The 12,429-nt window shown below is 35.0% G+C and carries 12 protein-coding genes; 6 read left to right on the top strand and 6 right to left on the bottom strand.

Going from position 1 to position 12,429, the window contains the following annotated elements:
* Positions 1 to 284: 284 nt before the first annotated feature.
* From WMO18_RS09420 to WMO18_RS09400, 5 genes are all read right to left on the bottom strand, one after another.
* Positions 285 to 1,034, bottom strand: a complete 750-nt coding sequence (locus tag WMO18_RS09420) for a Nif3-like dinuclear metal center hexameric protein (RefSeq protein ID WP_211148074.1) — start codon at positions 1,032 to 1,034, stop codon at positions 285 to 287.
* Complete coding sequence (locus WMO18_RS09415; protein ID WP_211148075.1) at positions 1,021 to 1,674, bottom strand: class I SAM-dependent methyltransferase; 654 nt, start codon at positions 1,672 to 1,674, stop codon at positions 1,021 to 1,023. Before WMO18_RS09415 ends, WMO18_RS09420 begins: the two co-directional genes overlap by 14 nt.
* Entirely contained in the window at positions 1,671 to 1,868 is a 198-nt protein-coding gene (locus WMO18_RS09410) for a DUF1858 domain-containing protein (RefSeq protein WP_022504856.1), read from the bottom strand. The genes WMO18_RS09415 and WMO18_RS09410 overlap by 4 nt, the downstream gene beginning before the upstream one ends.
* Positions 1,869 to 2,048: 180 nt before the next feature.
* Positions 2,049 to 2,333, bottom strand: coding sequence for a zinc-ribbon domain containing protein (locus tag WMO18_RS09405; protein ID WP_022504855.1), 285 nt, complete (start codon positions 2,331 to 2,333; stop codon positions 2,049 to 2,051).
* 39 nt (positions 2,334 to 2,372) lie between these two features.
* A complete protein-coding gene (locus WMO18_RS09400; protein ID WP_022504854.1) occupies positions 2,373 to 2,924 on the bottom strand; it encodes a sigma-70 family RNA polymerase sigma factor in 552 nt (183 codons plus the stop codon).
* A gap of 251 nt (positions 2,925 to 3,175) precedes the next feature.
* Between WMO18_RS09400 and WMO18_RS09395 the strand changes: the two genes are divergently transcribed.
* The 6 genes from WMO18_RS09395 to WMO18_RS09370 all read left to right on the top strand — a co-directional run bounded on the left by WMO18_RS09395 (position 3,176) and on the right by WMO18_RS09370 (position 11,426).
* The gene (locus WMO18_RS09395) at positions 3,176 to 4,705 is read left to right on the top strand and encodes a YifB family Mg chelatase-like AAA ATPase (protein ID WP_022504853.1); all 1,530 of its coding nucleotides are present in this window, start codon (positions 3,176 to 3,178) and stop codon (positions 4,703 to 4,705) included.
* 398 nt (positions 4,706 to 5,103) lie between these two features.
* The gene (murA, locus tag WMO18_RS09390; RefSeq protein WP_022504852.1) at positions 5,104 to 6,396 is read left to right on the top strand and encodes a UDP-N-acetylglucosamine 1-carboxyvinyltransferase; all 1,293 of its coding nucleotides are present in this window, start codon (positions 5,104 to 5,106) and stop codon (positions 6,394 to 6,396) included.
* Between the two features lie 72 nt (positions 6,397 to 6,468).
* Positions 6,469 to 7,257 carry an MBL fold metallo-hydrolase gene (locus WMO18_RS09385; protein ID WP_211148076.1) on the top strand — a complete coding sequence of 263 codons (789 nt, stop codon included), beginning with the start codon at positions 6,469 to 6,471 and terminating at the stop codon, positions 7,255 to 7,257.
* The gene (gene rlmH / locus WMO18_RS09380) at positions 7,257 to 7,739 is read left to right on the top strand and encodes a 23S rRNA (pseudouridine(1915)-N(3))-methyltransferase RlmH (protein WP_022504850.1); all 483 of its coding nucleotides are present in this window, start codon (positions 7,257 to 7,259) and stop codon (positions 7,737 to 7,739) included. Before WMO18_RS09385 ends, rlmH begins: the two co-directional genes overlap by 1 nt.
* A gap of 35 nt (positions 7,740 to 7,774) precedes the next feature.
* Complete coding sequence (locus WMO18_RS09375; RefSeq protein WP_022504849.1) at positions 7,775 to 9,508, top strand: Rqc2 family fibronectin-binding protein; 1,734 nt, start codon at positions 7,775 to 7,777, stop codon at positions 9,506 to 9,508.
* A 250-nt stretch (positions 9,509 to 9,758) separates the two neighbouring features.
* A complete protein-coding gene (locus WMO18_RS09370; protein WP_022504848.1) occupies positions 9,759 to 11,426 on the top strand; it encodes a Na/Pi cotransporter family protein in 1,668 nt (555 codons plus the stop codon).
* 161 nt (positions 11,427 to 11,587) lie between these two features.
* On the opposite strand, the gene WMO18_RS09365 is transcribed toward WMO18_RS09370, so the two are convergent.
* Positions 11,588 to 12,130, bottom strand: coding sequence for a stage V sporulation T C-terminal domain-containing protein (locus WMO18_RS09365; protein ID WP_022504847.1), 543 nt, complete (start codon positions 12,128 to 12,130; stop codon positions 11,588 to 11,590).
* Between the last annotated feature and the right edge of the window lie 299 nt (positions 12,131 to 12,429).

Genomic DNA, 12,429 nt, shown 5'->3' with positions numbered 1-12,429 from the left:
TCATTCTTCCAATTTACGAGCGACAGCTCCCTTTACACAAGGGAGCCTTATTTGCTAAAATTTGTTACTACCTACTTGCCCCCACAAACACTAATTTTTAGGAGAGAAAGGACATAGTACACAACATTATATTATTATAAAAAGAAAATCCCTAGGTGAGAACCTAGGGATAATTTGTTATAGAAAGTTGAATTAAAATGCAAGTGTTTTTAATTTACAATCATTAATTACTGTTATTGAGTGCATTAATCAAAAACTAAAATTTAATATTAAATAACTAAAAATCATAAATACTCAACATTATCAATAACTGCTTTTGCTTTGGTGAAAGATACATCAGGAAACTGCTGACTTAACTTTTCAACAAGAGGGGCGATAACCACATCTTCTGATTTAAAGTGTCCAACCTCAACAACAGCAATATCTTTTTCCATTGCCTCAATCAGTAAGTGGTGTTTCATTTCACCTGTTAAGAATAGGTCACAACCATTGTCAAGTGCAGTGAAGATTTCCTCAGCACCTGCACCTGAAGATACACAAATTTTCTGTACCTTGTCTTTGTCGGTATATCTTAAACCTTTGCAGTTTAGCTTTTCTTTAACTTGCTTTGCAAATTCTTTTGCTGAAAGTGGCTTGTTGATTTCACCAATATAAGCATATGTGCCATCAATGAATTTACCGTTCTGTAAACCTAAAGCATCACCAAGACAAGTGTTTACACCAAAGATGGGTGAAATATCAAGGTTAGTGTGTAGGCATAAAGCTGAAATATTATTTTCAACTAATTTATACACAACACTGTTTTTGCTAACCTTTTTTAGTGGTGCAAAAATAATAGGGTGGTGGCTGATTATTAATTCAGCACCTATTTCCTTTGCCTCATCAACAACAGAAGATGTTATGTCAAGGGCAACAAGAACTTTAGTTACAGTTTGGTTTTTGTCACCAACAAGAATACCACAGTTGTCAAAGTCTGCACAAGTATTTATAGGAGCAAAACTTTCAGTATAGTCAAAAATATCATTTACTGTCATTCACCTTTTCCTCCAATACATTGATAACTTCTTCAAGACCTTTTTCACCAAGGACTCTTTTGTTTAACTTACGGATTTCATTTGATAAGAAAATTTTACATTCTTCATCACTTGTATCCATACTGCCAAGATAAAGGTCACTTTCTGTGTAAGGTGTTTTCTTGCCGGTATATTTTATCTTCATTATTGTGTATGGTCTTTTGCCTTCATGAGTGCATTTCTGCTCTTTGATTTCAAAACCATTTTTATATAGCCACTGAGTTAAGGTATAGTACCTTGTCATCGGTTGAATAATAAGAGTGTACTTTTCATTAGCTATATATTCACAAGAAGAAAGTATGTGAATAATTACATCAGCACCCATACCTGCCATAATAAAGGTATCAGCCTCATCTTCACCTATTCCGTTAAGACCGTCACAAAGTCTTGTTTCAATCTTATCTTGTAGATGGTTGAAGATTATGTTTTGGTTTCCTTTTTCAAGTGGCAAAGGATTAATGTCACAAGCTAAGGCTTTTCCACAAATTCCTTGCTGAATGAGAAAAACCGGAAGATACGCATGGTCTGTGCCTATGTCGGCAACTACACTACCTTTATCCACCATTGTGGCAATAGTCTGTAGTCTTTCAGTTAAAATCATTGACCGATAGCAGCCTTAATCTTTGCAATTAGTTCATCAGCATCTGTACCGTGAACATAACAAGCCTCTTCAATGCTTTCGCCTCTTGAATGAGGACAACCTAGGCAGTGCATACCGATTTCCATAAAGAATTCAGCTGTTTCAGGATAGCTGTCCAGTACATCGCCAATAATAGAATTTTTATCAATAGTCATAATTAATTACCTCCAAAATTTTTCTACATTATAACACATATTTTTTTATAATAAAAGTCTTTTCTATTATGTATATTCTTATTTTCCTTACTTTTATTATAACCAAAAGTAAAAGAAAAACACCCTAACCGTAACGGCTAGAGTGCTTATATATAACTATCCTTTTTCTTTTTAAGTTAATTATGCAAGACCTTGTTCTTTTCTTTTAGCAAAACATTCGCTACAGTAGTAGTCCTTGCCTTCCATTGGCTTAAATGGAATAACTGCTTCGCCACCACAACTTGCACATACAGTTTTGTGCATTTCTCTTGATGGCTTTACAGCTTGTTTTCTTGCTTGTCGACAAGCTTTGCAACGCTGAGGTTCATTTACAAAACCTTTCTCAGCATAAAATTCTTGCTCACCGGCAGAAAAAACAAATTCATTGCCACAATCTTTACAAATAAGTGTCTTATCTTCGTACATAGGTTTTACCTCTCTTGTTCTTTCACATAAGTGAATTTTTTAGAGTAACTTCTTTTTCGCTCTTGAAAGGGCATTGTCAACAGACTTTTTGTCAATACCTAGTTTTTCTGAAATTTCCATATAGGAGTACCCATTTATATAGTAGGTAAGTACCTTGTACTCTTTTTGGGAAAGAACATCTCTAGCTTTTTCTAGTAGCAATGCAAATCGTTCTTCGTTTAAGACTTGGTTTTCAGGATTTGCAGTGTGGTCAGTAACATCAAGTTGTTCATCAAAAGGAACTGTACTTGACATTGGAATAGCCTTGTCCCTTTGGGACTTCTTTACAATGGTTCTAAAACGATTTTTCACACAAAGCAAAGCGTAATTCTTGAAACTAATAGAATGAGTAGGCTCAAAGCTCTTTACTGCTGATAAAAGTGCCAGTAATCCCTCTTGAACAAAATCATTAGTGTCATAACCCTCTACTTTGTATTGGTTACTCAGTTTGTGAATTAAACCAAGATAACGGAAAGAAAGTTTTTCAAAAGCAAGGTTGTCGCCACATTTTGCATTTTGAATAAGGGTATTTTCGTTTTGACTACACATCATCAAAAAACCTCGCCGTAATCTGTGTTTAAATCTTATTCTACCCTTAATATGTTGATTTGTCAATGATATTTTAATATATTTCTATAAAATATTTTCTAATATTTTTTATTATTATGCAGAATTCATAAAAATATTTAGTATTTTGTCACTTAATGTCTTTTTATTCCCTTTAATATATGATATTATTAAGTATATAATGAAAAGTATTGTTCTTCTTATTAATATATAGTAAATATTGGAAGTGATATATAATGGTAGTAAGTTGCCTTAGCTTGGGTACAATAGGAATGGAAAGTTTCTTAGTAACAATAGAAGCAGATATTTCACAAGGTTTCCCAGCTTTTGAAATGGTAGGGCTGCCTGATACGGCAGTAAAGGAAAGTCGAGATAGAGTTAGAAGTGCAATTCATAACTGTGGTTTTGTCTTTCCGGACCAAAGAATAACAGTAAATCTTGCTCCGGCAGATATAAAGAAGGAAGGTCCACTTTATGATTTGCCAATAATGATTGCTCTCTTACTTGTTACTAGACAGATAAATGCAGACATAAAAAGCTCTGCTTTTATCGGTGAACTTTCTCTTTCCGGTAACATCAGAAGAGTCAATGGGGTTCTTCCCATGGCTATTAAAGCTAAGGAAGAAGGCATAAAGAACCTTTATGTTCCTTATGAAAATGCAAAAGAGGGAGCAGTTGTACAAGGGATAAATGTTTATCCTGTAAAAAATTTGTATCAGCTTGTAGCTCACCTAAATGGAATGGAAAAAATAAAACCTGTAGAATTTGAAAATGCAGATGTAGAAGAAAATGAAAATTATCCGGACTTTTCTGATGTATGCGGTCAGTATGAGGCTAAGAGAGCCTTAGAGATTGCAGCAGCCGGTGGTCACAATGTTTTGCTTATCGGACCTCCCGGTTCAGGTAAAAGTATGCTTGCAAAGAGAGTACCGGGGATTTTACCTAAGATGACATTTGCCGAAAGAATAGAAACATCAAAGGTGCTTTCTATTGCAGGACAATTGCCGGAGGGTGTTTCATTAATTAATACAAGACCTTTTAGAAGTCCACACCATACTGCTTCACCTGTAGCTTTAACAGGTGGTGGCAATATTCCAAAGCCCGGTGAAATTACCCTAGCTAATAACGGAATATTGTTCCTTGATGAACTTCCTGAGTTTTCAAGGAAAACACTTGAGGGACTTAGACAACCTATTGAGGATGGTAAGGTAACAATCTCTAGGGTAAACGGTTCATATACATATCCGGCAAAAATGATGGTACTTGCAGCGATGAACCCTTGTCCTTGTGGATATTACAACCATCCTACTAAGAAATGCAGGTGTTCACCTCACAGTATTCAAAATTATTTAAATAGAATATCCGGTCCATTATTGGATAGAATAGATATACACATAGAAGTTCCACCGGTAGATTACAGTGAACTTTCTGCCAAAGAAAAAGGTGAGTCCTCTGAGAAAATCAGAGAAAGAGTAAATAAAGCAAGACAGATACAGATTGATAGGTACAAAGGTACAGGCATTACTTGTAACGCTCACCTAACAAGTGAATTACTGAAGAAATATTGTATCACCGATGAAAATGCTGACAAAATACTGGAAAAAGCCTTTGATAGCCTAGGATTGTCAGCTAGAGCATATGACAGAATTTTAAAGGTTAGCAGAACTATTGCCGACCTTGACAACAGTGAAGTAATCAAAGGTGAATATGTTGCAGAGGCTTTGCAGTACAGAACACTTGACAGAAAGTATTGGGGTACAGATTGATTACAAGATTGTAGTAATATCTTTAATTCATATGAAAACTATGTAAATTAATGTAGTTTAATTCTGTAGGATAATTTTCTAAAAGAAAATAGAACAAATGTTTATTCTTTAAAAGAAATAATTACAACAAAGTTACAATTTACTACAGGTCTAGTCAGTTTCTTTAAAAATATTTTTTAGAATAAAAATTTTGAGTGCAACTTCAACAAAAAGTGTTACAATCCTAAATAACGATTGACTTAAAACCCATTTAGGGTTAATATATTAATTAGCCGTAAAATATCTTTGGGCTAATTATATTTAGATTTAAGAAAATAAAGTTAAAAACTTGTTATATTTTTTGAACTTTTGATAAATATAAGCATAAACCAAAATTGGAGAAATTGGAGTGTGCAGTTTTGAATAAATTTGTTGTAAATGGTGGAAAGCCTTTAAATGGCGAGGTAACAATCAGTGGTGCGAAAAATGCCGCTGTAGCCATTATTCCCGGTGTAATCCTTTGTGATGAACCTTGTAGAATTGAAAATATTCCTAATATTAGTGATGTAGCACTTATCGGTACTATCCTTAAAGAAATGGGTGCTATTGTTAAAAGAGTAAATAAGTCAACTTTAGATATTGACCCTAGACATATCAGAACTCACGAAGCAACTACTGACCTTGTAAGAGGTATGAGAGCATCTTACTACCTACTTGGTGCTTTACTTGGCCGTTATGGTAAAGCAAAGGTACTGCTGCCGGGTGGTTGTAACTTTGGTGTTAGACCTATTGACCAACACCTAAAGGGTTTTGAAGCACTTGGTTGTGACCATGAAATTCTTGATGGTGCAATTGATATTAAGTGCAGAGAAGGTAAGTTAAAGGGTAACAACATTTATCTTGATGTTGTTTCAGTTGGTACAACTATCAACCTAATGCTTGCAGCAGTTAAGGCTGAGGGTTTAACAGTTATTGAAAACTGTGCAAAAGAACCTCATGTTGTTGATTTAGCAAACTTCCTTAACTCTATGGGTGCTGATGTTCGTGGTGCCGGTACTGATGTTATCAAGATTCGTGGTGTTGAATACCTACACGGTGTTACTTATTCAATTATTCCTGACCAGATTGAAGCAGGAACATATATGGCAGCAGCTGCTGCTACAAGAGGCAGAGTAACTGTTAAGAATATTACTCCTAAGCACCTTGACTCTATTACTGCTAAGTTAAGAGAAATCGGTTGTGATATTGAAGAATTTGATGAAGCAGTTACTGTTGATGCAAGAGGTAAGAACCTTACTCGTTGTAACATCAAGACTATGCCTCATCCTGGTTTCCCAACTGACTGTCAACCACAGTTTGTTGCAATGTTAACATCTTGTAACGGTACAAGTATCATCAATGAAAATGTATGGGATAACCGTTATCAGTATATCAGTGAACTTCAGAGAATGGATGCTAAGATTTCTGTTGAGGGCAGACTTGCAATTATTGAGGGTGGTACACCACTAAAACCTGCTCAGGTTAAGGCTACTGACCTTCGTGCCGGTGCTGCTATGATTATTGCTGCTCTTACAGCAGACGGTACAACTGTTATCAGCAACATTCACTTTATCGAAAGAGGTTATGAAGAAGTTGTTGAAAAGTTCCAGCAACTTGGTGCTGATATTAAGAAAGTTTATGACCCTGAGGGTGAACTTGCAGAGTCAGTTTAATTAAAATTTTCAGGGGTACTTTTTGTACCCCTTATTTTTGTTTATAGAAGTTTTTAGAAGGAATGAAGTATTGTGGCAAAGATTATACCATTGTTTAGTGGAAGTAAAGGAAATAGTTATTACATAGGTTCAGGTGCAGGTGGTGTACTTGTTGATGCCGGTAGAAGTTGTAAGCAGATTGAGAATGCACTTGCTGATAACAATATTGATATTAAGAAAATCAAAGGTGTTTTTATTACCCATGAACACAAGGACCATTGTTCAGGACTTAGAGTACTTGTAAAAAAGAATAATATACCTGTATATGCCACCGAAGGTACTATGAATGGACTTATTAACGGTAAGTGCCTAGAAGCTAATGCAGTAACTAATGTTATCAACGGTCAAGTAGAACTTGATGATATGATGATAGAATCTTTCCCTACAATGCATGATGCAAATGAACCTTGTTGCTACAAGATTACTACTTCCGATGGCAGAAAGGCTATGATTGCAACTGACCTTGGTGTTATGACTGATGTTATCAGAGATGCCTTTTACGGTGTTGATGCTTTGGTACTTGAAAGCAACCATGATGTTAATATGCTTAAGAATGGTATTTATCCTTACTATCTAAAGGAAAGAATTTTGTCTAAATATGGACATTTATCTAACGAAAGTTGTGCAAGTGAACTTCCTGAAATTATTAAGAATGGCACTATGAGAGTTGTGCTGGGACACCTTAGTCAAGAAAATAATATGCCATCTTTAGCAATAAAGGAAAGTGTGGACTATCTTTCTTCTATGGGATACAAGAGAGATTATGACTACACACTTGATGTTGCACCGGTAGAAAATAACGGAAAGGTAATACTCTTCTAATGCTAACAGTAAATATAATTTGTATCGGAAAATTAAAGGAAAAATATTGGGTTGATGCAATAAAGGAATATAGCAAAAGGCTAGGTGCATTTTGCAAATTCTCAATTATTGAACTTAGTGAATGTAAAACTAATCAAGACCCTAACGAAAAGCAAATTACCCACATTCTTGAAGAAGAAGGAAAGTCGATACTTGCTAAGATTAAACCAACTGACTACACAGTAGCTATGTGTATTGAGGGAAAGATAATTTCTTCCGAGGATTTATCTAAGCTAATTGACAATGTACAGATTGACGGTAAAAGCACAATGAATTTTGTAATCGGTGGTAGCTGGGGACTTTCCGATGAAGTGAAGAAAGTTGCTAATTACAAAATGTCAATGGGCAAAATGACTTTCCCACATCAAATGGCAAGGGTAATGCTAACTGAACAAATCTACAGAGGTTTTCAGATTAGCAGTAACGGAAAGTATCATAAATAATAAGAATTTTTAGAATATAGAAAGCAGGTGAAGTTATGGCTTTTGATGGTGTAATGATGCACTATGTAAAGGAAGAAATAAAGAGTGTTGCTCTAGATGCTAGGGTAAGTCAAATTCATCAACCTAACAGAGATGAACTTGTAATTGCACTTAGAACAAAGAACGGAAACAAAAAGTTACTTGTATCTTCAAGGGCAAATTCACCACGAATTTGCTTTACAAAACATTCTATTGAAAATCCTGCAACACCACCAATGCTTTGTATGCTACTTAGAAAAAGACTAGGTGGTGCAAAGTTAGTTGATGTTAGACAAATTGAACTTGAAAGAATAATGTTCCTTGACTTTATTGCAACTAACGAACTAGGGGACAAGGTTAAACTAACACTTTGTGTTGAGATAATGGGTAAGTACAGCAACATTATCCTTATTGATGAAAATGATAATATTGTTGATGCACTAAAGCGTGTTGATTTTACAATGAGTACCCAAAGATTAGTTTTACCAAATATTAAATATGAACTGCCACCAAAGCAAGATAAGCTATGTATCCTTGAGTGTAGTGGCAGAGATATTGTAGAAAAGGCTATTAACACACCGGCAGAAATGCGACTATCAAAAGCATTACTTTCTGCAATGCAAGGTGTGTCACCAATTATTACGAGAGAACTTGAGTATATGGTTGGTGTGGATAGCAACAGAGAGCTAACTGTTATTGATAAGCTAAAGCTAATTGAAAAGGTAGATAAGCTAAAGGAATATATTGTTTCAGGGGAAAAGTCACCAACAATGATGATTAAGCCTGAGGGCAAACCATTTGATATTTCATTTATGGATATTATGCAGTATGGAGAAATGGCAAGTAAAAAGAGATTTCTTGATTTTTCTACTTTGCTTGATTCTTTCTATTATGAAAGAGACAAGGCTGAACGAATGAAAGTTAAAGGTCAAGACCTACTAAGACTTTGTTCAAATATTCAGGATAAGCTTTGCAGAAAAATTGCAGTACAAGAAAAGGAACTAAAGGATAGCTTAAACAGAGATAAACTTCGCAAGAAAGGTGACTTGCTACAAGCTAATATGTACAAGATGGTGAGAGGTCAAAGTTTCATTGATGTTGAGGATTATTACGACAACAACAAGATTGTAAGAATTAAGCTAAGTCCAACTCTTAATCCTAGTCAAAATGTTCAGAAGTATTATAAAGATTATCGCAGAGCAAAAACTAGGGAAGAAATGCTAACTGTTCAAATTGCCAAAGCTAAAGCTGAACTTCAGTATATTTCAGCAGTACAAGAAAGTTTAGGCAGAGCAGAAAGTGAAAGAGAACTAACTGAGATTAGACAAGAACTTGTTGATGAGGGTTACTTAAAGAACAGAAATCCTAAAGGCAGAAACAAAGCGTTAAAACTTTTACCACCTAAGGAATACACTTCATCAGATGGTTTTACAATTTATGTTGGCAGAAACAATAAGCAAAACGATAAATTAACCTTAAAGACTGCAAGAAACTACGATATGTGGTTACATACTAAGGATATTCCCGGTAGCCATGTAATTATTGTTAGTGACAACAGAGAAATAACAGATACTGCAATACTTGAGGCAGCATCCCTAGCAGCATATAATAGTAAAGCTAAGGAAAGTGACAATGTTCCTGTTGACTATACTATTGTAAAAAATGTCAGCAAACCAAGTGGTGCAAAGCCGGGAATGGTTATTTATGTGAACAACAGGACCGTTTATGTCACACCAAAGGAAAGTATATAAACTTTATTTTATTATTAAAATATGAACAGACAACCTCCTTCTGCTTAGAAAGAGGTTGTTTTTTCGTCAAATTAACTATTTTATATAGTGGATATACTATTAGATTTAACATAAATTTAATTTTTATTTAATATTCTTTTAAGTAATATTATTGACAATAGTATAAGTTAAAATTAAGTTAGGGTATTTTGGAAACAATAAAATATAAATAAAGAGTTTATAAAACAAGTTTCAGTAGGAGGTATCTTTTATGGATGCTTACAGTATTGTGCTAAAAGTGATTATGGCACTTGGTGGTTTAGGCCTTTTCCTAATCGGTATGAAAAATATGGGTGAGGGCCTTGAACTTGCAGCAGGTAGCAAACTTCGTAATTTGCTAGAAAAAATTACTAGCAACAAGTTTATTGCTATGCTTGTTGGTGTTTTGGTAACAGGTGTTATTCAGAGTTCTTCTGCAACTGATGCTATGGTTGTTGGTTTTGCTAATGCAGGACTTATGGAATTTGGACAGGCAATCGGTGTTTTGTTTGGTGCTAAGATTGGTACAACCGTTACATCACTTTTGCTGGCTATTGATATTAAATCTTTCGTTCCTATATTTATTTTCCTTGGTGCTATTGTTATTACCTTTTTCAAGAAAAATAACTATAAGTATTACGGACAGATTGCAGCCGGTTTTGGTATGCTTTTTCTAGGTCTTTCACTAATGAGTGAAAACCTAAAGTGGATGGGTGAGAGTGAAGCTTTCCTAAGTATTGCCGATAAGCTAAGTTTCCCACTACTTGGATTATTTGTCGGTATTATCTTTACAGGTATTGTCCAAAGTTCATCAGCTTCTGTTGGTATTTTAATGGCACTTGCTTCTGCCGGTGTTATTACTTCTCTTGACCAAGCAGTATTTGTTGTATTTGGTTTCAATGTTGGTGCTTGTTCTGCTGCTATTCTATCTTCACTTGGTGCAAACCGTACAGCTAAGCAGATTTCACTATCTAACTTATTAATCAGTTGCTTTGGTGCAATTATTATGACACTGGTTGCAGTGTTCTTACCATTTACAGATATTATCAACTACTTCCTGCCTGCAAAGACAGTAGGTGTAGCTGCTCAGATTTCTGCAGCACATATTATCTTTAATATTGCAATTACAGTTATCTTACTTCCTTGTTCAAGCTTGATTATGAAGATTACAAAGTTAATTCTTCCTGACCTTGAAGAAGAGAAAGAAAAGATGGGTACTGTTTATCTTGATAACCGTATCCTTACAACACCCCCTATGGCTGTTCGTCAGGTTGAAAGAGAATGTGAAAGACTTTCTTCACTTGCAAGAAAAAGCTACGATATGGCTATTAAGGGATTCTTTGATCGTGACCTTTCTTATACCGAAAAGGTAGAAAAGAATGAAAAGGTAATCGACTATCTAACCCACGAAATTACAAGATACATTGTTAAGATTAATGGTCTTGATATTGTTGATGAAGACAGAAAGATTATGGGTGTAATGTACAAGGCTATTCAGGATCTTGAAAGAATCGGTGACCATGCCGAAAATATTACTGAATGTACAAAGAGAATGATTGACAGTAAAATCTTCTTTACAGATGATGCACTAAATGAACTTCATCAGTTGGATGCACTTGTAATTAAGATGATTGACTGTGGCTTTGAAATGTTCAACACTCAAAAGGCAACTCCAACACTTGCAGAAACAGTTGTTGATACTGAGGATGAACTTGATGATTGTTGTAACATCTTTAAAGAAAACCACATTAAGCGTATGAATGACGGCCTTTGTACTGCTGAGAATGGTACAATCTTCCTAGAACTTCTTTCAGCATTTGAAAGAGTCGGTGACCATGCAGACAATGTTGCATTCTCACTTCCTAGAAAGAAACTTGTTTCTTATGCTAACGATAGATAATTAAATAAAATTATGGGCTATTGCAAAAGCAATAGCCCTTTTCTTATCTATACATATTAAGGAGAATTTTTATTTTTAATTTTGATTGTGGTTTTGTAAATTTGAGATTGTTTGAATAAGAAGAAAAGCTAATTAAAAAGAATTGAGAATGATATTAGAATCTATTCTTCCATTTGCTTACCTAAAAATGCAGCAGCACTTTGACAGAGCTTTACTTCAGTATTTGTTGGAATTTTTACTGTGTCACTTTCTAACATACACACCGAACCGGTAACATCACCGGAAGCAATAATAGGGTAGATAATACCTGCCGGTGAGTCAATGCCCTCTACCGGAAAGGTATCGCCGTTGCTGGTTTCTGTAGCAATGTAACATCTTCTTTGTTCCATATATCGCTCAAGGCTTTGGGTAACTCGCCTTTCAAGATATTCCCTTTTACTTGCACCGGATACTGCAATAACATGGTCTCTGTCGGTAATAACAGTTGGCATTTGGCTAACCCTCATCAGTACATCGGCATACTGAGTGGCAAAGTTCCCTAACTCTCCTACAGGAGAATATTTCTTAAAAACCACTTCGCCATCAGTAGCAGTGAAAATTTCTAATGGATCACCCTCACGAATACGCAGTGTTCTGCGAATTTCTTTAGGTATAACAACTCTGCCTAAATCGTCAATTCTCCTAACAATACCTGTGGCTTTCATATATCAACATTTCCTTTCTAAATTAATGGATATAACACCCACTAATATTATCTGTAAGTAAATATTGACTATGCCAAAAATTATAAGGTTATTTATGGAATTTTTATTTTCAATTTTGATTGTGCGTTAAGATTAATTTGATAAATTGGGTTTTTTCAATTTTGTCTGTGGGTAAAGATAAATTTGATAAATTGGGGTTTGTGGTGCTAGAACTTGCCTTGTTATGTGGTAGATATTTAGAATTAATAGAAACCATCCAGCCTTCCTTGTGTAAAGGAAGGGGGACCACGAAGTGGTGG

Origin of the sequence: Ruminococcoides intestinihominis, assembly GCF_040096285.1 — a bacterium.
GTDB classification, from domain to species: Bacteria; Bacillota; Clostridia; order Oscillospirales; family Acutalibacteraceae; genus Ruminococcoides; species Ruminococcoides intestinihominis.
Note: the sequence above shows the minus strand (reverse complement) of the source record. Positions and strands in the feature narration are given on the sequence as shown.

What these genes read in the sequence shown, in the direction of transcription:
- WMO18_RS09420 (WP_211148074.1), bottom strand. Translation starts at nt 1,034, where the DNA reads ATGACAGTAAATGATATTTTTGACTATACTGAAAGTTTTGCTCCTATA.
- WMO18_RS09415 (WP_211148075.1), bottom strand. Translation starts at nt 1,674, where the DNA reads ATGATTTTAACTGAAAGACTACAGACTATTGCCACAATGGTGGATAAA.
- WMO18_RS09410 (WP_022504856.1), bottom strand. Translation starts at nt 1,868, where the DNA reads ATGACTATTGATAAAAATTCTATTATTGGCGATGTACTGGACAGCTAT.
- WMO18_RS09405 (WP_022504855.1), bottom strand. Translation starts at nt 2,333, where the DNA reads ATGTACGAAGATAAGACACTTATTTGTAAAGATTGTGGCAATGAATTT.
- WMO18_RS09400 (WP_022504854.1), bottom strand. Translation starts at nt 2,924, where the DNA reads ATGATGTGTAGTCAAAACGAAAATACCCTTATTCAAAATGCAAAATGT.
- WMO18_RS09395 (WP_022504853.1), top strand. Translation starts at nt 3,176, where the DNA reads ATGGTAGTAAGTTGCCTTAGCTTGGGTACAATAGGAATGGAAAGTTTC.
- rlmH (WP_022504850.1), top strand. Translation starts at nt 7,257, where the DNA reads ATGCTAACAGTAAATATAATTTGTATCGGAAAATTAAAGGAAAAATAT.
- WMO18_RS09375 (WP_022504849.1), top strand. Translation starts at nt 7,775, where the DNA reads ATGGCTTTTGATGGTGTAATGATGCACTATGTAAAGGAAGAAATAAAG.
- WMO18_RS09370 (WP_022504848.1), top strand. Translation starts at nt 9,759, where the DNA reads ATGGATGCTTACAGTATTGTGCTAAAAGTGATTATGGCACTTGGTGGT.
- WMO18_RS09365 (WP_022504847.1), bottom strand. Translation starts at nt 12,130, where the DNA reads ATGAAAGCCACAGGTATTGTTAGGAGAATTGACGATTTAGGCAGAGTT.